At 36.6% G+C, this 22969-nt stretch carries 21 protein-coding genes and 1 riboswitch; of the genes, 3 read left to right on the forward strand and 18 right to left on the reverse strand.

Annotated features, from left to right (window positions below):
• Positions 1-225 precede the first annotated feature (225 nt).
• The 5 genes from gerE to BC6307_RS16580 form a co-directional block, all read right to left on the reverse strand.
• Positions 226-450 (reverse strand): spore germination transcription factor GerE, encoded by a 225-nt coding sequence (gerE, locus tag BC6307_RS16560; protein WP_013059396.1) that lies wholly within the window; start codon positions 448-450, stop codon positions 226-228.
• Positions 451-699: 249 nt separating this feature from the next.
• Positions 700-1167, reverse strand: a complete 468-nt coding sequence (locus tag BC6307_RS16565) for an acyl-CoA thioesterase (RefSeq protein WP_066420251.1) — start codon at positions 1165-1167, stop codon at positions 700-702.
• A gap of 86 nt (positions 1168-1253) precedes the next feature.
• Positions 1254-2015: a succinate dehydrogenase iron-sulfur subunit gene (sdhB, locus tag BC6307_RS16570; RefSeq protein WP_066420253.1), complete on the reverse strand. Its 762-nt coding sequence runs from the start codon at positions 2013-2015 to the stop codon at positions 1254-1256.
• Positions 2016-2017: 2 nt separating this feature from the next.
• The gene (gene sdhA, locus BC6307_RS16575; RefSeq protein ID WP_066420256.1) at positions 2018-3775 is read right to left on the reverse strand and encodes a succinate dehydrogenase flavoprotein subunit; all 1758 of its coding nucleotides are present in this window, start codon (positions 3773-3775) and stop codon (positions 2018-2020) included.
• Between the two features lie 40 nt (positions 3776-3815).
• The gene (locus tag BC6307_RS16580) at positions 3816-4424 is read right to left on the reverse strand and encodes a succinate dehydrogenase cytochrome b558 subunit (protein ID WP_066420258.1); all 609 of its coding nucleotides are present in this window, start codon (positions 4422-4424) and stop codon (positions 3816-3818) included.
• A gap of 384 nt (positions 4425-4808) precedes the next feature.
• Between BC6307_RS16580 and BC6307_RS16585 the strand changes: the two genes are divergently transcribed.
• Positions 4809-5243: a YslB family protein gene (locus BC6307_RS16585; protein WP_066420259.1), complete on the forward strand. Its 435-nt coding sequence runs from the start codon at positions 4809-4811 to the stop codon at positions 5241-5243.
• A 776-nt stretch (positions 5244-6019) separates the two neighbouring features.
• On the opposite strand, the gene BC6307_RS16590 is transcribed toward BC6307_RS16585, so the two are convergent.
• The 13 genes from BC6307_RS16590 to zapA all read right to left on the reverse strand — a co-directional run bounded on the left by BC6307_RS16590 (position 6020) and on the right by zapA (position 21091).
• The gene (locus tag BC6307_RS16590) at positions 6020-7258 is read right to left on the reverse strand and encodes an aspartate kinase (protein ID WP_066415448.1); all 1239 of its coding nucleotides are present in this window, start codon (positions 7256-7258) and stop codon (positions 6020-6022) included.
• Between the two features lie 161 nt (positions 7259-7419).
• Positions 7420-7602: riboswitch (Lysine riboswitch) on the reverse strand.
• A 68-nt stretch (positions 7603-7670) separates the two neighbouring features.
• Complete coding sequence (gene uvrC, locus BC6307_RS16595) at positions 7671-9443, reverse strand: excinuclease ABC subunit UvrC (protein WP_066415446.1); 1773 nt, start codon at positions 9441-9443, stop codon at positions 7671-7673.
• Positions 9444-9615: 172 nt separating this feature from the next.
• Positions 9616-9930: a thioredoxin gene (trxA, locus tag BC6307_RS16600; RefSeq protein ID WP_066415444.1), complete on the reverse strand. Its 315-nt coding sequence runs from the start codon at positions 9928-9930 to the stop codon at positions 9616-9618.
• A gap of 165 nt (positions 9931-10095) precedes the next feature.
• Complete coding sequence (locus BC6307_RS16605; RefSeq protein WP_066415442.1) at positions 10096-11073, reverse strand: electron transfer flavoprotein subunit alpha/FixB family protein; 978 nt, start codon at positions 11071-11073, stop codon at positions 10096-10098.
• Positions 11074-11112: 39 nt separating this feature from the next.
• Entirely contained in the window at positions 11113-11886 is a 774-nt protein-coding gene (locus tag BC6307_RS16610) for an electron transfer flavoprotein subunit beta/FixA family protein (RefSeq protein WP_066415440.1), read from the reverse strand.
• A gap of 66 nt (positions 11887-11952) precedes the next feature.
• Positions 11953-12726, reverse strand: a complete 774-nt coding sequence (locus tag BC6307_RS16615; protein WP_066415431.1) for an enoyl-CoA hydratase — start codon at positions 12724-12726, stop codon at positions 11953-11955.
• A 46-nt stretch (positions 12727-12772) separates the two neighbouring features.
• The gene (locus BC6307_RS16620) at positions 12773-13357 is read right to left on the reverse strand and encodes a fatty acid metabolism transcriptional regulator FadR (RefSeq protein ID WP_066415429.1); all 585 of its coding nucleotides are present in this window, start codon (positions 13355-13357) and stop codon (positions 12773-12775) included.
• 146 nt (positions 13358-13503) lie between these two features.
• Positions 13504-15180, reverse strand: a complete 1677-nt coding sequence (locus tag BC6307_RS16625) for a long-chain-fatty-acid--CoA ligase (RefSeq protein ID WP_174522367.1) — start codon at positions 15178-15180, stop codon at positions 13504-13506.
• A 456-nt stretch (positions 15181-15636) separates the two neighbouring features.
• The gene (locus BC6307_RS16635) at positions 15637-16047 is read right to left on the reverse strand and encodes a DUF350 domain-containing protein (protein WP_066415425.1); all 411 of its coding nucleotides are present in this window, start codon (positions 16045-16047) and stop codon (positions 15637-15639) included.
• A gap of 12 nt (positions 16048-16059) precedes the next feature.
• The gene (locus BC6307_RS16640) at positions 16060-18417 is read right to left on the reverse strand and encodes an endonuclease MutS2 (protein WP_066415422.1); all 2358 of its coding nucleotides are present in this window, start codon (positions 18415-18417) and stop codon (positions 16060-16062) included.
• A gap of 30 nt (positions 18418-18447) precedes the next feature.
• Positions 18448-20169 carry a DNA polymerase/3'-5' exonuclease PolX gene (gene polX, locus BC6307_RS16645; protein ID WP_066415452.1) on the reverse strand — a complete coding sequence of 574 codons (1722 nt, stop codon included), beginning with the start codon at positions 20167-20169 and terminating at the stop codon, positions 18448-18450.
• A 119-nt stretch (positions 20170-20288) separates the two neighbouring features.
• Entirely contained in the window at positions 20289-20831 is a 543-nt protein-coding gene (locus BC6307_RS16650) for a CvpA family protein (protein WP_066415419.1), read from the reverse strand.
• Between the two features lie 5 nt (positions 20832-20836).
• Positions 20837-21091, reverse strand: a complete 255-nt coding sequence (gene zapA, locus BC6307_RS16655) for a cell division protein ZapA (protein ID WP_174522366.1) — start codon at positions 21089-21091, stop codon at positions 20837-20839.
• Between the two features lie 108 nt (positions 21092-21199).
• Here zapA and rnhC point away from each other — a divergent pair, with 108 nt between their 5' ends.
• A complete protein-coding gene (rnhC, locus tag BC6307_RS16660; protein WP_066415413.1) occupies positions 21200-22135 on the forward strand; it encodes a ribonuclease HIII in 936 nt (311 codons plus the stop codon).
• 69 nt (positions 22136-22204) lie between these two features.
• On the forward strand, positions 22205-22858 hold the full coding sequence (locus BC6307_RS16665; protein ID WP_066415410.1) for a hypothetical protein: 654 nt from the start codon (positions 22205-22207) through the stop codon (positions 22856-22858).
• The last annotated feature ends 111 nt before the right edge of the window (positions 22859-22969 follow it).

Genomic DNA, 22969 nt, shown 5'->3' on the forward strand with positions numbered 1-22969 from the left:
TTTACTATACTTTCACCGTTAGGAATTTTTCCTTAGTGTAGCTAATTATATTTTCTTATTTTTACGAAGAAAATGCAATACATTACATGTGACAATTAATATAGTTTTACTTGGAATTAACATTTTCTCTATTCTATATATTTTAGAATTTGACAAATAGCAAGAGAGGAAACTCTCATACTATCGGTATGTAGAGTTCTCCCTTGAATTTGTCACCTTCATCGGTTAAAGCTCTAGCTCTCCCATGCGAAGAAGCTCGACAACTGCTTGAGATCGCCCCTTAACCCCAAGCTTTTGCATAGCATTTGAAATATGATTTCGAACTGTTTTTTCACTAATAAATAACTCTGATGCGATTTCTTTCGTAGTTTTATCTTGTACTAACAGTTCAAATACTTCTCTTTCTCTTTTTGTGAGCAATGGCTTTGGTTGAAATTCTTTCTCCTTCAATGAATGTAACCCTCCTTGCCTTAGCCAGAGCTGAACTAGCGGATGGGTATATATTTAGTCATGGTATAATATGTGAAAAACCTTATGAGAGTTACATTTAGAACACCTATTTTGCAAATTGTGTTTTATTTATAGGCATATGAGGTGATTATTTATTGGGGACGAAAAAGAAAGGTGGGCTGCATTCAAAAGAAAAAAGAGGAAGAGGTTAAATTACATCATTATTAACCTCTATACCTTCTAAAATTTTTATGAGTTGATTTTCGTTTTCACAAAAAACTTTTGTCTCATCTCTTCTGACCAAGGTTCACCTTTTCCTGTTCTTTTATTCAGCTGAACCATTCTCCCTCTTCCCACAAAACAAATATCCCCATTTGACTCTCTTTTCCCCATATAATGCAAATCGACGGAAGATGTGCCTACTTCTTGAGCTTTAACATAAATTAGTAATTTTTCTCCAAAGTATACTTGTTTTAAGTAGTCGCATTGTAAATCCGCTACTACTGGAATCGTCTCACTTTTAGGTGATACCCAGTTTTGCATAAACCCTAAATATTTAAAAAATGCTATTCTCGCGTCTTCAAAGTAAGCGAATGGAACTGTATTATTCATGTGTCCAAACATATCTGTTTCGGAAAAACGGACAGAAATCGGGTGACTGAATGAGAACTCATTCATCCATGTTTGTAGTTCTTGAATATATTTTATTTTTTCCACTATGAATCTCCTCTCTTATTAAACACGCTATATGGTGAAAAAATCGCCTCAATCTATTTTTTAGACGAGGCGATTTGATTTTTTTATTATCCTTGGTCACTTCCGAAGAAGTTACGGAACATTTGGACAGTTGTATCACGGTTTAGTGCTGCAATCGACGTTGTTAAAGGAATGCCTTTTGGACATGATTGTACACAGTTTTGTGAGTTACCACAATTCGCAAGTCCTCCGTCACCCATAATAGCTTCTAAACGTTCTGATTTATTCATCTCACCAGTTGGATGAGCATTAAATAAACGAACTTGAGAAAGCGGTGCAGGACCAATGAAATCAGATTTACTATTAACGTTTGGACATGCTTCTAAACATACACCACAAGTCATACATTTAGATAATTCATATGCCCATTGACGCTTTTTCTCAGGCATACGAGGTCCTGGTCCAAGGTCATACGTACCATCAATAGGAATCCATGCTTTTACCTTTTTCAAGGAATCAAACATACGACTTCTGTCAACTTGAAGGTCACGTACTACTGGGAACGTACGCATAGGCTCTAGTTTAATAGGTTGCTCTAGTTTATCAACGAGTGCTGTACATGATTGACGAGGCTTCCCGTTAATTACCATGGAACAAGCTCCACAAACTTCCTCTAAACAGTTCATATCCCAGTTTATTGGTGTTGTTTCTTTACCTTCTTTATTAACTGGGTTACGTCTAATCTCCATTAATGCAGAGATAACGTTCATATTTGGACGATAAGGAAGGACAAACTTTTCCTCATAGGGGTTGCCATCTGGACCATCTTGACGAACGACAATAAATTCTACTGTTTTTTGTTCAGCCACTGTTATTTACCCCCTTTTTTCTTTGTATAATCACGTTTACGTGGTTCTATTAAAGAAACATCTACTTCCTCATAATGGAATGCTGGAGCCGATTTAGGACCTGTAAATTTCGCCATCGTCGTTTTTAGGAATTGTTCATCGTTACGTTCTGGGAAATCAGGCTTATAGTGCGCACCGCGACTCTCGTCACGATTTAATGCACCAATCGTAATAACACGTGCTAATTGCATCATGTGGAATAATTGGCGAGTAAATGCCGCACCTTGGTTACTCCATTTAGCAGTATCGTGAATATTAATATTATCATAGCGTTCTAGTAATTCTTGAATCTTCTCATCTGTTTGTTTTAGCTTGTCGTTGTAACGTACAACTGTAACGTTATCCGTCATCCATTCTCCAAGCTCTTTATGAAGCACGTATGCATTTTCTTTACCATTCATGTTCATAATTTTATTCCATTTTTGTTCCTCTTCTTTTACGTATCGATCGAATAAAGAAGTAGATAAAGAATCAACAGACTTTTCAAGACCATTTATATATTCTACAGCTTTCGGTCCAGCTACCATACCACCATAAATAGCAGATAGTAAGGAGTTTGCACCTAATCGGTTAGCTCCGTGCTGAGAGTAATCACATTCACCAGCTGCAAATAAACCAGGGATGTTTGTCATTTGATCATAATCTACCCATAGTCCACCCATTGAATAGTGAACGGCAGGGAAGATTTTCATTGGTACTTTACGAGGATCATCACCCATGAACTTTTCATAGATTTCGATAATTCCTCCAAGCTTAATATCTAGTTCTTTTGGATCTTTATGAGAAAGATCTAAATAAACCATGTTTTCGCCATTTATACCTAGTTTTTGGTTTACACATACGTCAAAGATTTCACGCGTTGCAATATCACGAGGAACTAAGTTTCCGTATGCAGGATATTTTTCCTCTAAGAAATACCAAGGCTTGCCATCTTTGTATGTCCAAACACGTCCACCCTCTCCACGAGCGGATTCACTCATTAGACGTAATTTATCGTCTCCTGGAATTGCTGTTGGATGGATTTGAATGAACTCACCGTTTGAATAATATGCTCCTTGTTGATATACGATAGAAGCTGCAGAACCAGTGTTAATAACAGAGTTTGTTGATTTTCCAAAGATAATTCCAGGGCCACCAGTTGCCATAATTACAGCATCTGCTGGGAATGAAACAATCTCCATAGATGTTAAGTTTTGTGCAACTACCCCACGACAAATACCTTCATCGTCAACGATGGATCCTAAAAATTCCCATCCTTCATACTTTGTTACAAGTCCAGCTACTTCATGGCGACGCACTTGCTCATCTAGAGCATATAATAACTGTTGCCCAGTAGTAGCACCTGCAAATGCAGTACGATGGTGCTGAGTTCCACCGAAACGACGGAAATCTAATAAACCTTCTGGAGTACGGTTAAACATTACACCCATACGGTCCAATAAGTGAATAATACCTGGTGCTGCTTCACACATTGCCTTAACTGGTGGTTGGTTTGCTAAAAAGTCTCCACCGTAAACTGTATCATCAAAATGTTCCCACGGAGAATCTCCTTCTCCCTTTGTGTTTACTGCCCCATTAATACCGCCTTGGGCACAAACAGAGTGAGAACGCTTAACTGGTACTAAAGAAAATAGATCAACTGATGCGCCAGCTTCTGCTACTTTAATGGTTGCCATTAAACCAGCTAATCCACCGCCGACTACGATAACTTTTTTACTCATTTATGTACCTCACTCCTTTATATTTGCTCCATACGTTTTTTTATACAAATGCTAGTAATGCACTTATTCCTACATAAGAAAGTGCTAAGAAAATTCCGATTGTTACGTAAGTAGCAATTAACTGAGCTCGTGGAGTTACAGTTATTCCCCAACTTACTAAGAATGACCATAAACCATTTGCAAAGTGGAAAATTGTTGAAATTACACCAACAACGTAGAACCAAAACATTGGAGTTGATGATAAAATCCCTTCCATCATGCTGTAGTTTACGTCAGCTCCAAATGCAGCTTGAACTCTCGTTTCCCATACGTGCCAAATGATAAATACAAAAGTAATAACACCTGTTACACGTTGAAGTAAAAACATCCAGTTACGGACAAATCCATAGTTACTTACGTTGTTTTTGGCAGTGAAAGCAATATACAAACCGTAAATAGCATGGAATAAAATAGGAAGGAAAATCACAAAAATTTCTAATGCATAACGAAATGGTAAATTTTCCATGAAATGTGCTGCTTTGTTAAATGCTTCCGGCCCCTTTGTTGCAAAGTGATTTACAACTAAATGTTGTATTAGGAAGAGTCCGACTGGAATAACCCCTAATAAGGAATGGAGTCTTCTTAATAAAAATTCGTTGTTTTGCGCCATTTCTGTACCCCCTTTTTAGTTTCGACAAATAGATTCGATGTTTGTTAGTTTTTGTCTCTCACTATTATAGTGAAAAATTTCTTAAACTACTACATCACTTTTCAAATTTTCGATAAAATGAAAACCTTTGCAAATTTATCGACAATTATATGACAACTATTATTTTACTCCCACTAATTACAAGCGTCAAGAATACGAGGCCAGAAAAACAAAATTTATATTTTTTTCTGATATTTATTAATAGTTTCGTACCTCATTTAATATATTAATAGAATATTTTTTACTAAATACTCCTAAACTACCAAAATTTCAATATACACAATTATTTATGAAATATCGAACATTGTATATAATAAAACTGTTAATAAAGAGAGGAGAGCGAGAATGAGCAATGACACAAAAAACCAAAACGGTGTAGAGACAGAGGAGCTTCTCATTCCTTCATTTGGTTATGAATTACTTCGAGACTTCCTTTTACCTGACATACTCGGAAAAGACTATTCCCAGTTACTATACTGGTCTGGAAAGCAAGTTGCACGAAAATTCCCTATCGAATCAACCGAAGAACTTCCATCTTTTTTTCATGAAGCTGGATGGGGCTTGATTGAAATTGTTGAAGAGAAAAAAACAGAGCTAAAATTCAAGTTAAGCGGAGAAATTGTAACAAGAAGGATTGAATTACAAAAAGATGCCTCATTCCAACTAGAAGCTGGTTTTCTAGCCGAACAAATACAACGTCTAAAACAAAAAACAGCCGAAGCGGTAGAAGAAGAACGCAAAAGAAAAACCATCTACATAACCGTCCAATGGGATAAATAGGAAGAAAAGCGCAGGCGGCTTGGTAGGTCCAATCAAACTGGAGCTTTTCCGCAGGAGATATAGGAAACACAACGAGCCGGAAGGCGAGTTGATGTTGACTTATCGTACGGAGGAAAAGTGAAGTTCGAGCCGGACCTAGCCGCCGGAGCTGGACAAATAGAAAAGCGGATGGCGCACGCTAGCGGCGAACAAGGCAAGCAGCCTAGAAGGTCTAATATTAATTTTAAATGAAATGTGCCCTTGCTAAGTTAATTTTTGCTTCTTGTTATGTAATTTGCAACACTTGTTAAGTAAATTTCGATTCCTGTTATGTAATTTACAAAACTTGTTAAGTAAATTTTGACTGCTGTTATGTAATTTGCAACACTTGTTAAGCAAATTTCGATTCCTGTTATGTAATTCACAAAATTTGTTAAGTAAATCCAACCACTTGTTAAGTAATGAATTACTTGGAGAACTACCCAGCTAAAATTGACTAGAAAATCAGAAGATATAATAGTTAACTGGCCTTTTCCCAGTGTAATCTATTTGAATTAACGCACTATTATACGTAAATATACACTTATAAAAGGGCAAAAGCACATGCTACTCTCTCTGCCGGTACAATTTGGAGGTTCTACAAACTTTACACACTAGGAAAGAAAAAAAACTAAGCAACAAGCCCATATTCAGCCGCCACGGCCATGAATATGGGCTAAATATTTGTATACAAGTTTTGCAATTGCCTGGAAGATTGGGCTATTAATAGTTAAAGCTAATTATCGTTCCATAACCTATTATACGTTTACTTTTTGCACTTCGCTTTCACCTAGTTTAAACGCAACATGAAGCGCCTCTACTGCTTTTACCATCGCACCTTCATCCACGACAGTAGATACTTTTATTTCTGACGTACTAACCATTTTCACATGAATCCCTTCCGTAGCTAAAACATGGAACATTTCAGCTGCTACTCCTGGATTAGAGACCATTCCAGAACCTACGATGGAAACTTTCGCCAATTTACTTTCTTGTTCAATATGGGAAAAAGCTAATTTCTCTTTATTTTGCTCTAGCACATAGATTGTATTTTCAACGTCTTTCGTTTTTACTGAGAAGGAAATATTTGAGCCATCTCTATCTAAACTTGATTGGATAATAATATCTACATCAATATTATTTTTAGCTAGCGTTGTAAATATTGTCGATAATGTATGTAATTCATTTGGCAAACCACATACCGTTACTTTTGTAATTTGATCTTCAAACGCAATTCCTCTTACTACTAAACTATTTTCCATCGATACTTCCTCCTCAATAATCGTTCCGTCTTCTTCTTCCATACTCGACCTAACTACAAGCTTTACACCATAATTTTTTGCAAATTCTACTGCTCGTGGATGTAACACTCCAGCACCTAAGTTTGCTAGCTCAAGCATTTCATCGTATGAGACTGAGTACAACTTTCTTGCTTCTTTAACAAACCTTGGATCTGTAGTATATACTCCTGTAACATCTGTATATATATCACACTTTTCAGCCGAAAGAGCGGCAGCTAACGCCACAGCTGTCGTATCAGATCCACCTCTTCCTAGAGTTGTAATCTCGTTATTTTCGGAAATCCCTTGAAATCCTGCAACAATAACTACTTTGTTATTATTTAAATGTTCTTGAACATTTTTCGTTTCAATATTAGTGATTCTTGCATTACCGTGAATTGGCTCGGTACGGATTCCAGCTTGCCAACCCGTTAAGGAAACAGCATCAAATCCTCTCGTTTGTAAGGCCATTGATAATAAAGAAATCGTTATTTGTTCACCTGTCGTTAGTAACATATCCATGTCTCGTTTACTTGGATGCGGATTTATTTCGCTAGCTAAAGAAACGAGCTGATCCGTCGTTTTTCCCATAGCAGAGACGACTACCACTACTCTATTCCCCTGTTCCACTTCTGCAATAACTCTATTTGCTACATTTTGAATTTTTTCAACTGAACCAACCGATGTTCCTCCAAATTTTTGTACAATGATTGCCATTCTAATCATCCCTTTTTTATTTATTTTGCCTACACCATGTAGCCAGGATTAAATCATAATGAGAAAGATTAGAGGTGTATTTTTTGGCTATAAAAACAAAAAAAACAGCAATGAGCTATATTCTCATTGCTGTGATCCGTTTATGCTAAAAAACTGTCACCGCGTGAGATAGCTCTCCAGATAGTAATATCCATCTGACAATCCTACATTTATTAAATGTAGAACCAGCAAAAAAGACAGTAGAGTTCTTTTTCGCTTCGGCGATCCTCCCCTTTCTGTAATGTTCTCAGAAGCTCTATCTTCTCCCATTACATACTATTAGAGTTCGCACCTCTATCTTCACTTCGTGTTTGAAGTGTACATTATGAAATTAATGTTGATTATAACAGACTATTATATATGAGACAATAGTTTATTCATTAAACTTATTATAAATATCTTCTGCTATTTTTAGCGGGACTCCCGCTTCTCTTATTTCATCTACAGTCGCTTCTTTTATTTTTGCTATGGAACCGAAATGTTTTAATAGTGTTTTTTTACGTTGTGCCCCTACTCCAGGAATATCGTCTAACATTGATTGAAATGCGTTCTTACTTCGAAGCTGACGATGGAATGTAATCGCGAATCTGTGTACTTCTTCTTGAATTCGTTGTAATAAATAAAACTCTTGGCTATTACGCCCTAGAGGCACTAAATCAAAATTTTCCCCGGCAATTAACTCACTAGTTCGATGCTTTTCATCTTTCGCTAAACCGACGACTGGTGTGAATAAATTAAGTTCATTTTCCAACACATCGCGTACAGCACCGATATGACCTTTACCACCATCAATAATAATTAAGTCTGGTAGCGGTAAGCTCTCTTTAAGTGCTCTCGTGTACCTTCTGCGAACAACCTCTCGCATCGATTCATAGTCATCAGGCCCTTGTACACTTTTAATTTTATATTTTCGATATTCCCTTTTTTCGGCCTTTCCGTCGATAAATACGACCATTGCAGATACAGGGTCTGTTCCTTGAATGTTAGAGTTATCGAAGGCCTCAATACGATGCGGTGTACGAATTCCTAATTTCTCCCCTAAGTTTTCAACGGCTTTTATCGTTCTTTCTTCGTCCCGTTCAATAAGAGAGAACTTCTCTTGCAACGCTACTTTCGCATTTTTACTTGCAAGATCTACTAACTGTTTCTTTTTCCCTCGCTGTGGTTTTAATATTGTCGTTTCTAATAGCTTACTTGCTAACTCACCGTCAATTTCATTTGGCAACAGCACTTCTTTTGGGATGAAATGGTTAACTTTCGAATAAAACTGCCCTAAATATGTTAAAAAATCTTCCTCTGGTTCGTTATAAATTGGAAATAAAGATACATCTCTTTCTAGCAACTTCCCTTGACGAATAAAAAATACTTGTACACACATCCAACCTTTATCTACCGAGTACCCAAAAACGTCACGATCCACAAAATCGGTCATTTCCATCTTTTGCTTTTCCATAGTAGCTTCTATACTTAGCACTTGGTCACGATATTCTTTCGCTCGTTCAAAATCTAAAGCTTCAGCAGCTAGATTCATTTTCTCTGTTAGCTCTTTTTTAATTTCTTTATAGCCGCCATTTAAAAACCTAACAATTTCCTCTACCATTTCTTTATTCGTTTGTTCCGAAACTGATTCTACACAAGGAGCTAAACATTGGCCAATATGATAATATAAGCAAACTCTATCGGGTAATGTGGAACATTTTCGTAATGGATAAATTCTGTCTAGCAGTTTCTTTGTTTCATTTGCTGCTTGGACGTTTGCATATGGACCAAAGTATTTTCCTTTATCCTTCTTTACTTTCCTCGTAATAATTAAACGTGGATGGCGCTCTGCTGTAATTTTTATAAAAGGGTAACGTTTATCATCTTTAAGCAAAACGTTATACTTTGGGTTATGTTTTTTTATTAAATTCATCTCGAGGATTAACGCCTCAATATTAGAAGAAGTTACGATATATTCAAAATCAACTATTTCATTTACTAGTCTTAACGTTTTTCCGTCGTGAGATCCTGTAAAATAAGATCGAACTCTATTTTTTAATACCTTTGCTTTACCAACATAAATCACTGTACCTTGGTGATCTTTCATTAAATAACATCCTGGTTGGTCAGGCAAAATGGATAGCTTTTCTTTTAGCAATGTATTCAATTTTCCTCACCCTCCAGTTTATATGTTTCCATCGTATATTTTATCATATAGTTTCCATTAGTTCATTTTTTCATTTTTGGATTATCGACAATTATTTCCCAAGAAATGAATTTTGTCGAACAAAGGCATAGAAAAAGGCTTAGTGCATTTTCACTAAGCCCTTTTCATATTATTAAAGGTGTTTGTTTAAAAGTTCAGCTAATGCTTCTTTCGGTTGGAAACCAACTGTTTTATCAACAACTTCACCATTTTTTAATACTAATAGTGTTGGGATGCTCATTACACCAAACTTACCAGCTGTTTCTTGGTTTTCATCCACATCAACCTTTACGATTTTCACTTTGTCACCCATATCTGTATCAAGCTCTTCTAATACAGGAGCAATCATTTTACAAGGTCCGCACCAAGGTGCCCAAAAGTCAGCTAATACTACACCTTCAGCTGTTTCTTGTGCGAAAGTTTGATCTGTTGCATTTGTAATTGCCATAATAAAATTCCTCCCAAATAAAAAAATGATTTAATTTTGGTTAATATTTCTTTACACGTTAGAGTATAGCATTATCTTTTATGTATATGCTATTTTTTTGCTTGCTTTATTAGTTTTTCCAATTGAAAATAAAACATGCTGCGATTTTCTCGCAGCATTTAGAAGTTAGGATGTCACTAATAATTTTTTAAACTCTTCTGTAAGCATCGGTACAACTTCGAATAAATCTCCGACAATTCCATAATCAGCTATTTTGAAAATGTTCGCTTCTGGATCTTTGTTAATTGCAACGATTACTTTTGAGTTAGACATACCAGCTAAATGTTGAATTGCTCCTGAAATTCCACAAGCAATATAAAGGTCTGGTGTAACTACTTTACCTGTTTGACCAATTTGTAAAGAGTAATCACAATAGTCTGCGTCACAAGCACCACGGGAAGCACCAACCGCTGCTCCTAATACGTCTGCTAGCTCTTTTAACGGTTCAAAACCTTCCACGCTTTTCACACCACGACCACCAGCAACTACTACTTTTGCTTCTGAAAGATCTACACCATCAGTCGCTTTTCGTACTACTTCTTTAATAATTGTACGTAAATCTTTTACGTCTACACTTATAGAAGAAACTTCGCCTGTACGTGACTCATCCTTTTGTAAACTAGCAATATTGTTAGGACGTATTGTTGCAAAAATTAGTCCGTCAGTTACAATTTTCTTCTCAAATGCTTTTCCTGAATAAATTGGACGAGTAAATACTATATTTCCTCCAGCTTCTTCTATTTGTGTCGCATCTGAAATTAAACCAGAATTTAATCTTGAAGCAATTTTCGGTGATAAATCTTTTCCTAGCGCCGTATGACCGAAAATTAGTCCTTCAGGGCTTTCTTGCTCAATAACTGCCATTAACGCTTGAGCATAACCGTCAGATGTATACGCATTTAAATTTTCGTGTTCTACTGTTACTACTCGATCTGCTCCGTAACTAACTAATTCTGTCGCTAGTGAAGAAACGCTATCTCCTAATAATACTGCAACAACTTCTCCACCTTCAGAAACTGTTTTACCCGCCGCGATTGCTTCAAATGATACATTACGTAAAGCCCCATCACGTACTTCTCCAAGAACTAATACCTTTCTACCCATGATTTCTCCTCCTCTTGAAAGATCTATTTTACGAATGAATTATATTACTTTCGCTTCATTTCTTAATGCTGTTACAAGCTCTTTCACTTGTTCTTCTAACTCACCTTGTAAAATGCGTCCTGCCTCTTTTTGTGGTGGTAAATATATTTCAATTGTCTTTGTTTTAGGCTCTACATCGTCTTCTTCTAAATCTAAATCATCTAACTCAAGTTCATCTAGCGGCTTCTTTTTCGCTTTCATAATTCCTGGTAAAGAAGGATAGCGAGGGTCGTTTAATCCTTGTTGTGCAGTCACTAATAACGGTAATGACGTTTCAATAATTTCCGAATCACCTTCTACGTCGCGCACAATCGTAACTTTCCCTCCATCAATTTCTAATTTTGTAATGGTAGTTACATAAGGAATGTTTAATAATTCTGCTACGCGTGGCCCTACTTGACCAGAACCACCATCAATCGCTACGTTTCCTCCTAGAATGATGTCTACTTCTTTTTCTTTAAGGAATTCTGCGATAATTTTCGCCGTTGTAAATTGGTCACCATTTTCCACATCATCTTCAATATTGATAAGGACTGCTTTATCTGCCCCCATCGCTAAAGCTGTTCTTAATTCTTTTTCAGCTTCTTCTGTCCCTACAGTCACGACTGTAACCTCTCCGCCATGAGCATCTCTTAATTGAATAGCTTCTTCCACTGCATACTCATCGTAAGGATTTATAATAAATTCTGCTCCATCTTCATTAATAGCACCATTTGAAACGGTAATTTTCTCTTCTGTATCAAAAGTTCTTTTAAGCAATACAAAAATATTCATAACTGTACCTCCTATTAAAAGATTAGATGAATTACTAACATTCAGATTATATATACTAAAAAAATATTACTTCCCTTTGAATTGTGGAGCTCTTTTTTCTAAAAAGGCGGCTATTCCTTCTTGACCATCTTCTGAAGTGAAGACTGTACCAAAATAGGAGGCTTCTTTATTTACACCTTCATAAAACAGCTCTGTTTTACTATATTTGCTTAAATCAATGACAGCAGCAGTTGTAATTGGACTTTTAGCAGCAACTTTTTTCGCCATTTTTAACGATTCATCAAATAACTCATCTTCTTCAAATGCTTTATTTGCTAGTCCCCATTGAACGGCTTCTTCCCCTGTAATTGGATCACTTGTTAACATTAATTCTAAAGCTTTCGGAGTACCAATCAGTCTCGGTAAACGTTGAGTACCAGCAAAGCCTGGAATTAATCCAAGTTGTAATTCTGGTAAACCTAATTTTGCTGTTTTTGAGACTAATCGAATATGGCAGCCCATTGCTAATTCTAATCCACCGCCTAATGCAGCACCGTGTATCGATGCAATAATAGGTTTTGAAAAGTTTTCCATACGTTCAAATAGTTGTTGACCATATTTTGCGAGTTCGGAAAATTGTTCACCTGTTGAAACAGTCGTAAACTCTTTAATATCTGCTCCAGCAGAGAAAAATCTTCCTTCTCCATGAAGTAGAATAACTCTTACATTTTCGTTTTTTTCTAGTTCATCTAAAAGTAATGTAAGCTCTTTCAAAACTGAAGACGATAAAGCATTGGCAGGAGCACGACTAATAGTAACAACAGCTACATGCTCAATATCTTTCCATTTGAAAAATTCCATTCTCATCCCCACTTTCTATTGTATGTAACGTTTCGGGGCTAAAAATTTAAGCCCCAAAACCGTTGATTAATAGATTGTGAACTTTCGGAGCAAGTGTAGGTAAATCGTACTTTTGATCGTTCATTACCCATGAAGTAACCGTTTCATCAATCGTTCCGAAAACCATTTGCCTTGCTAATCGAACGTCTAAATCTTCTCTAAGCTCACCAGTTTCTATTCCAGCATGTAAAATACTATCTACTAATAATAAATAGCCTTTTAAAACTTCATTAATTTTCAAACGAAGCTCAAGATTAGACTGGCGTAATTCAAGCTGAGTAACGATAGCTAAATGATGATCCTCAGCTAGAATAGAGAAGTGTTTTTCTATTAACGTTAATAACTTCTCTTTTGCTGTTTCTTTTCCCTTTATTTCTTCTTCAATTTTTTCAATAAACAATCCCATTTTTTCTCGAAAAAGCGAGATTAAAATGTCTTCTTTATTTTTAAAATATAAGTATATCGTTCCATCTGCAACACCAGCCTGCTTCGCTATTTTGGATACTTGTGATTGATGATATCCTTTTTCAGCGATAACGATTACTGCAGCATCGATGATTTGTTTATACTTAGGCTTTTGTTGTTGTTTCAACCTTTTCGCTCCCTTACTGAAAAAATGAATGAATCATCATTCATATTCTCATAATAATGGATAAAAGTATTACTGTCAATCCTATCATACCATAATTTTTTCATTGCGAAAAAGAAAAAGATGATGTCTCCATCATCTAGAGGAACTTACTTTGCTATTCTTTCTTTCTCTTCCTCTACTAATGATCTTCTTAATATTTTTCCTACCGCTGTTTTCGGCAATTCATCTCTAAATTCATATATTTTTGGCACTTTATAAGCCGCTAAATGTTTTCTAGCGTATTGATCTAATTCATCCTCCGTCATTTCAGTACCAGCTTTTTTCACAATGTATGCTTTTACTGTTTCCCCTCTATAAGGATCTGGAATACCAGCTACTACAACTTCCTGTACTTTAGGGTGTTCGTACAATACTTCTTCTATTTCCCGCGGATATATATTAAAGCCACTTGCTATAATCATATCCTTTTTACGATCAACAACGTAAAAATAACCTCGGTCATCCATGTAACCTAAATCGCCAGTTAATAACCAGCCATCTTTTAAAATTGCTTCTGTTTCTTCTGGCTTATTCCAATAGCCCTTCATTACTTGTGGACCTTTAACTGCAATCTCTCCAATTTCACCAACTTCTGCTCTTTCTCCTGTTTCCATCGATAGTATTGCTGCGTCAGTGTTTGGCCATGGTAAACCGACACTACCTGAAACTCTTTCTCCCCATAAGAAGTTTGCATGGGTTACTGGAGAAGATTCTGTCAGGCCATATCCTTCCACTAATTTACCACCAGTAACTTTCTCAAATTGCTCCTGTACTTCAACTGGAAGTGGTGCTGACCCACTAATACAAGAATCAATGGACGACAAATCATACTTTTCAATATCAGGATGATTAAGTAAAGCAATATAAATTGTTGGTGCACCAGGAAATAAAGTTGGCTTATACTTTTGAATTAGCTTTAGCATCGTTGTAGCATCAAATTTAGGTACTAACACCATTTCGAATGCTTGCATAACAGATAAATTCATTACTGTTGTCATGCCGTAAACGTGGAAGAATGGTAGCACCCCTAGCACTACTTCCTCTGCTCTTTTACAGTTATACATCCATTTAACGCACATTTCTGTATTGGATACTAAGTTGTGATGGGTTAACATTACTCCTTTTGGAAAGCCGGTTGTTCCCCCAGTATATTGGAGAAGCGCTAAGTCTTCTTTCGGATTGACTTCCACATTCAACTGTTTCGCAGCTGTCCTGTTCATAATTTCAGTAAATAGGTGGTTATCCCCACTATGCTCAACTTTCACAACAATACCGTATTCCTTTTTTTGTACAAAAGGATATAATAAGTTTTTCGGAAAAGGTAAGTAATCTTTAATTCCAGTGACAATAACATGTCTTAACTTTGTTAGCGCTTTCACTTTTGACACTCTAGGATACAAAATATCGAGTGAAACAATCACTTCGGCACCACTGTCATTTAATTGGTATTCTAGCTCCCGTTCTGTATAAAGAGGGTTCGTTTGTACAACAATTCCTCCTGCTAAAAGAACTCCGTAATACCCAATAACAGCTTGTGGACAGTTTGGTAGCATAATAGCTACACGATCTCCTTTAGAAACACCAAGTCCCGATAAATAGTTTGCTAGCTTTAAAGATTGTTCGTACAATTCTTTGTACGTTAGTTTTTTCCCTAGAAAATGAATCGCAACTTTTTCGGGGAATTCCTCCGCTACATCCTTTAAAAACGATTGCAAACTACGTTCTGAGATTTCTATTTCTTTCGGTATTTCTGGTGGGTATTGAGAAACCCATGGTCTGTTCATTTCTCCCATCTTTCAACCTCCCTTTAAAAGTGAAATATCAATCATCCCCCAATGATTGTTACGTAGAACTAAGATGCAGGTGTTAGCGCCCACTTTCTCTAACCTATTGACTATGTTTGTTATGGACCGCTTCACCGGGAAACGGATATGTGCCTGTACTATTACATATGGCCTATATCAGTTTGTTATAGTATATCAAGAAGTCTTACAGAATTATAACACTTTTTTATATTTTTTAAAATTTTTCGCCAACATGTATACTGTTTTTTCCTAGTTGTAAAAGGTGAATGGTTGTGGAAAAAGAAAAAAGGTAGCAAGAGAGCCACCTTTTCATAACACTTTACTAAATAATGTTAAATAATTATACGATAAATAAATATACTATTCCAATTAAAATAAATACTGCACATAAGGCTAGTAATACTTTTGCTAAAGTTTCCATTAATTGAATTCTCCTTAACTACTTATGCTTGCCCCAATTACGAATGATAAACCTATCGAGATAATAAAAGATATGAAACCTACTGCGCGATTGTCGTTTTCGATTTCTTTATCAACATTAAACCGCGGTGTAAGAAATTCAAACATAAAATAAGCAAATAAGAGTAACACAAACCCGATTGTTCCCCAGCCTATCATCGCAAATAACGAGTCGTGGTCTTGTATGGAGAAACGGAAAATGTTAGCTATCCCTAACATTTTCCCACCAGTTGCCATCGCTACTGCAACATTTCCTTTTTTAATTTCTTCCCAATTTTTGTACTTCGTTACAATCTCGAAAATAGCTAAAAAAAGTACGATACACAATACTACAACACTAAAATTGGCCGCTGTCCGTACTATCTCCATTTCCCAAAAGTTTTCCATTACTTTCCCCCACTATTTAAATTCGACTACCGTAACACCAGTTCCACCTTCTGAAGCATCTCCGAACCGATAATTTTTAACGGATCGATGGTTCTTTAAATAATTTTGTACACCAGTTCGTAATGCGCCTGTTCCTTTACCATGAATAATCGAAACACGTGGATAACCAGCTAGTAATGCATCATCGATATATTTTTCTACACGTAATAAGGCATCCTCATATCGTTCTCCTCGTAAATCTAATTCTAGATTAACATGATAATCTTTCCCTCGAATAGTAGCTAACGGTTTTTTCTCCACTGGTTTTGGGCGATTTACGTACTGAAGGTCTTTCGTTTTGACTTTTATTTTTAAAATACCTACTTGCACTTGCCATTCTCTGTCGTTTACTTTTTCTACAAGGTTACCAGTCTGATTTAACGTTAGTACTTTTACTTCATCTCCAAGTTCTAACTGTTGTGTAGATTGTGGCGAAGTAGTTTTTTGCTTACTACCTTGTACAGATGGTACAGCATCCTCTAACCGTTTCTTTGCATCAATTAACTCATGCTCTTTTACATTTGCATGTTGCTCGAGACGCATTTTACGAAGTTCACGGATGATTTCTTCCGCTTCTTTCTTTGATTCCTCCACCATTTCTTCAGCTTTTTTCGCTGCTTTTTCGTACAATTTATCACGTTGCTCATTTAAATCAATTATTTGTTTTTGTAATTGATTATGCAATGTTTCCGCATCTTTACGTATTTGTTCTGCTTCTTTCCATTCTTTCTCTGCTCTTTTTTGACTGTCCTCTAAAGAGGCAATCATATTTTCGACTGTATTGCTCTCATCACTTACAAAGCTTTTAGCTCTCTGAATAATATCTCCTTGTAAGCCAAGTCGTTTTGAAATTTCGAATGCATTACTTCTACCAGGAACGCCGATTAATAATCGGTATGTGGGACTTAATGTTTCAATGTCAAATTCGACACTAGCGTTTACCACTCCTGCTCGGTTATAGCCATAAGCTTTTAACTCTGGATAATGGGTTGTAGCTACAACTCGCGCACCCTTTTGATACACTTCGTCTAAAATGGATATCGCTAGAGCGGCCCCTTCTTGCGGATCCGTTCCTGCACCTAGTTCATCAAATAGCACTAAACTTTCATCATCTACATCTTTTAAAATATCAACTATGTTCACCATATGAGAAGAAAACGTACTTAAGCTTTGTTCAATTGATTGCTCGTCACCGATGTCTGCAAAAACTTTTGAGAAAACAGCTACTTCTGATCCGTCTTGAGCTGGTATTTGTAAACCTGATTGTGCCATTAACGTTAATAACCCTATCGTTTTAATGGTTACCGTTTTACCACCAGTATTAGGACCGGTAATAACGATTGACGTATAATCTTTCCCCAACACGATATCATTCGGGACTACTTCATCATCAGAAATAAGCGGATGTCTTGCTTGCAGCATTCTAACATAGCCGTCGTTATTAACAGTAGGTTTCGTGCCACGTATATGCTTACCATATTTTGCTTTTGCAAACATAAAATCAATCTCGGCTAGAATAACGACATTACTAGTAAGCTCTTCAGCAACTTCCGCCACTTGTAAAGAAAGCTCTCGTAATATCCGATCAATTTCCTGCTTTTCTTTCACCTTCGCTTCTTGCAATGTATTATTTAAATCTACGACTTGCTGTGGCTCGATAAATAAAGTCGCTCCTGAAGAAGATTGATCGTGAACAATGCCACCGTATGCTCCGCGGTATTCTTGCTTTACCGGTAGCACATAACGTTCATTTCTAATGGTAACGATAGCATCAGATAACATTTTTTGTGCATTAGAAGAACGTAGCATACTATCTAGCTTTTCTCGTATTCTTGATTCTGTTGAGCGTAGCTGCTGCCTAATTCCACGTAATTTATCACTGGCACCGTCTAACATTTCACCATGATCATCGATACACGTTTTTATTGCTCTTTCTACTTCTGGAAGAGCAACCAAATCTTCAATGAGTTGTTGTAATATCGGAACTTTTATTTCATCTTCAAGTAATGCTTCCATAAACTTTTTTAATTGTCTCGTTGCATATATCGTTCCAGCTACTTCTAGCAACTCTTGTGCATGAAGCGCGCCACCTAATTGAGCTCTTTTGGCGTGAGCTCGTATATCTTTAATTCCTCCTAGTGGGACTTCTCCTTTTAAGCGGATAATTGTAGCAGCTTCATCTGTTTGCAACTGACTATTTTTCACCTCTTCAAAATCGGAAGAAGGTAATAACGAATCTACTTTTTCTTTACCTAATGAAGAGGCCGTAAACTCTCTTAACTTTTCTTTTACTTTATTGAATTCTAATACTTTAAACGTTCTAGGCTGCACTTGATTACTCCCTTCTTCGTAAATAGCTATTCACGAATGGTGTCTATTTAAAAACTTCTTTAATTGTTCTATATCCCACGTATTAATAACACTCTCTTTTTTAATCCAACCTTTACGAGCGGTAGCAACACCTAGCGGCATATCTTCCAACATTTCTAAACTATGTGCATCGGTGTTAATAACGATCTTCACATCATTATCTTGTGCTAGCTTAACATGATGACTCGTTAAATCTAAGCGGTGAGGGTTAGCATTTAACTCGAGTGCTGTATTTGTTTCTTTAGCAAGCTGTATTAACATTTCAATGTCGACATCATAACCGGCACGTTGACCGATTATCCTACCTGTCGGATGAGCAATAATATCAACATGGAAGCTTTCGAGTGCTATTTTTAACCGTTCCATTATTTTTTCTCGATTTTGCGAGAAGCTTGAATGAATAGAGGCAATGACGATATCCATTTCTTCTAGTAGTTCATCGTCATAATCAAGAGTAGCATCTGGAAGTATATCCATCTCTACCCCTGCTAAAATCGTAATATCATCATATTTTTCATTCAGTATTTTAATTTGTTCTCTTTGTTCCATTAATCGCTCCGGTGTTAATCCGTTAGCAACTTTTAAATAACGCGAATGGTCGGTTATTGCCATATATTGATAGCCTTTAGCACGACAAGCATTCACCATCTCTTCAAGTGTATAGGCACCATCACTCCATGTTGTATGCATATGGAGATCGCCTTTTATGTCTTCTAACCGAATGAGCGGTAGCTGTCCGTTCACTAATGCATAATCTACCTCAGTTCCGTCTTCACGAATTTCTGGAGGAATAAACGGTAATTGAAAGTGGTGGAAAAAAGCTTCTTCGGAATCAAAGTGTAGCACCTCTTCTATTTCTGTCACTTCAACGCCATATTCACTAATTTTTTCTCCACGCTCTTTCGCTAATTGACGCATCCGAACGTTATGGTCTTTTGAACCTGTAAAATGGTGTAAAGTCGTTGCAAAGCTTTTCTTTTCTACTAAACGAAAATCGACTGATACATCATAGTCGTACTTTAATACAATGGAAACTTTTGTATCACCATTTGAAATAATTTCGCTAACTCGCTCCATTTGTACGAGCTGTTCTCTCACTTTCTCTGGAGTGTTAGTAGCAATAATATAATCTAGATCCTTAATTGTTTCCCGGTATCTTCTTAAACTACCTGCACGTTCAAACTGTTCAATGTGAGTCATGTTTGAAACTTGCTTTTCGATATCTTCGGCAATCATCATCATAAAAGCAATCGGTAATCGTTCTGGCCGCTTTCCTACCTCTTCAATTGCAACTAAAATTTTCTCTTCTGTTTTTTTTCCAAAACCAGCTAGCGCTTGTATTTTCTCTTGCTCACACGCTTCTTTTAACGTATGAATATCTACTACGTTTAACTCTTGATATAGTTTCGCAATCTTCTTACCGCCTAGGCCAGGAAGTTTTAGTAAGGGGATTAGCCCTTCTGGAACTTCTTTTTGCAATTCCTCTAAAACAGATGATTTCCCTTCCGCTAATAGTTCTTGTATAACACTAGCAGTACCTTTCCCGATTCCAGGTAATTTTGTTACATCTTCTATTTGTTCCATACTACGGTCATCGTTTTCTAACGCTGCTGCGGCCTTTCGGAAAGCAGATATTTTAAAAGTATTTTCACCTTTTAATTCCATATATATCGCAATCGTCTCTAAATAGCGAACGATTTGTTTTTTATTCATTTCTACTCCAACCTTTCTTTCCAAAGGATTCAATAAGTTAATGATACAAATATTTTCCCCTCAAGTACAATATTCCATAGTAATAGGAAAAACTCCTCTACTTTTTTGCAGAGGAGTTCCTACATTGCCATATAACCAATCCAAAGCTCTTTTAATTTAGTAGAAAAGACAGGTGTATGTTCAACAATACTTTTAGCCATAGACGAATCGCTAATAGAAGCTTGAACAGCATCTAACGGCACTAATGCACCTATGTAAAGTAAAACAAAGACAAGTAAATACACTTCTACAAATCCTAATATTCCTCCAGCCCACCCATTGACCGTTTTTAATATCGGTAAATGCGCTAAGAAATCTAACATTGATCCAATAATTTGAAAGGCAATTCTTGATCCGAAGAATAAAAGTGCAAAAGCAATGGCACGATAATAAGCAACGTCTAAGTTAGTCGCTTCAAACAATAGTACTGCTGAGGCAGGGTCTCCAAAACTAGGCATCGGAACCCATAGCTTTAAGTTTGGGGCGAGTTTCTCATAAAAAATAAATGCAACGAGAAATGCGCCAATAAAGCCTGATAAATGTACAACCTGCATAATAAAACCGCGGCGTACACCTACAATTAACCCTAAAATAAATAAAAAGATGATGATTATATCGAGCATCGTAGTCAATCCCTCTTTTTCAATTCTCTTTCAAGCGTATCATAAGCATCCTTTAATTGAATATACTCATGCACGACATTCACTGCTGTTAATACTGCTAATTTATTTATATCTAAATTTGGATTTTTACCATTGATTTCTCTCATTTTTTCATCGACAATGGAAGCAACGAGCCTAATATGACTTATACTTTCCGTACCAACAATGGAATATTGCTGTCCATAAATGTCAACCGTTGTACGTGTTTTATTATCTGACAAAACATATGCCCCCATTTCACCAATCCTAAATCTTATAATAACACGAACTAACTTTATGTGGAAAGTAATTTAAAAACATTGTAAATTTTTGTTGTAGGAGTGACGAATTTGTCCAACCAAGTGTTAATTGTAGATAAGAATACGATGAAAAAAATGCAAGCATATTACGAACCAAGCTCTACCGGAAAAATCCCTCCAGGTGGAGTGTTTGCAGCAAAAACTAGCGGATGTTCCATAACTGGCTATAAATCTGGGAAAGTGCTGTTTCAAGGGAGAGATGCTAGTAATGAAGCTGGAAAATGGGGTAGCGTAAATAACGTTTCACCAAACGCAAAAAGCACTACCTCCGTTAAGAAAAAGACTTCATTACCTAGTAATTTCGCTAACCTATCAGTTATCGGATCTGATGAGGTTGGTACAGGTGACTTTTTCGGTCCCATCACGGTTTGTGCGGCGTATGTTCGTCAAGAAGATATGGACATTTTAAAGCACGCCGGAGTAAAAGATTCGAAAGCACTAACTGATGAAAAAATCATAGAGATCGCACGTGAAATAATACCTTTCGTTCCATATAGCTTACTCGTATTACATAATGAAAAATATAATAAAATGCAACAAACAGGGATGACTCAAGGTAAAATGAAAGCACTATTACATAATAAAGCATTAGAAAATGTGTTAAATAAAATAAGTCCTGAAAAACCAGACGCCATTTTAATTGACCAGTTTGCAGAAGAGAATGTGTATTATAGACATTTAACAGGTCAAAAGACCATTGTAAAAGAAAATGTGTATTTTCAAACGAAAGCAGAAGGCCTGCATTTATCTGTAGCTGCTGCCTCGATCATTGCGCGTTATGCATTTTTAAAAGAGATGGATAAATTAAGTGAAGTGGCTCAGTTAACGATTCCAAAAGGAGCAGGGGCAATCGTAGATCAAGCTGCTGCAAAAGTAATTAAAAAACATGGTGAAGGCATGTTATGGCAGCTCGCTAAAGTCCACTTCGCTAATAGTGAAAAAGCTAAAAGACTGGCAAGAAAATAACTGTATGAAGCAGCCTCTCTTTTCACAATCTATGATGGAATAGATTTTTTAAAAAAGGAGGTTGCTTTCATGATATATAGAAGACTTTTTATCGTAATGGTACTTGGAATCTTTACTTTTTCTTTAACTGCATGTGGTGGCGGAGATACGAATACCCCAGCACCACCAACGGAAGAAACAGAAAATGGTGCTGGAACTGATTTAACGGAGGACACAGAAGAAGGGCAGCAGAACCAAGAGGATAACTTAGGGAAGCGTTCGAACCCAGTACCTATGGGGCAAACGGTCACTATTGATGAAGTTATTTATGACGATGATTCAAATCCACATGATGCAAAAGTATCGGTTACATTATTAGACGTAACTCGTGGGCAAGAAGCTTGGGAAATTATTGAGGCAGAAAATCAGTTTAATGAGCCTCCAGCAGAAGGCTATGAATATGCGCTTGTTGAAGTACATTTAACTGTGGAAGAGGCGGATACTCAAGATTATGCACTTTTTGTTACGGACGGCTGGAACATTCAATTTGTTTCGGATGATGGTAAAGCTTATGAGTTTGATCCGAATTATTCCGTTGTAGTGCCTAATGCTTTTGAAGGGAATTTGTATGAAGGTGCGGAGCTGACCGGATATGCGGTCCAGCATGTAAGAGAGGGAGATAACTTTTTAGTAAAATATAGCTCCAATGCAATGAAGGATACGTTTTTTTCGATTGATGAGTAACGATTAAAAGTTAGAGAATATTTCTCTAACTTTTTTGTTTATAACTTAAGTCTACCTTGAAAATAACATGGTAGCATTAAGTTAGTCCGTTTCACTGCGCTTCAGGCATGT

Source organism: Sutcliffiella cohnii, assembly GCF_002250055.1.
GTDB lineage: Bacteria > Bacillota > Bacilli > Bacillales > Bacillaceae_I > Sutcliffiella > Sutcliffiella cohnii.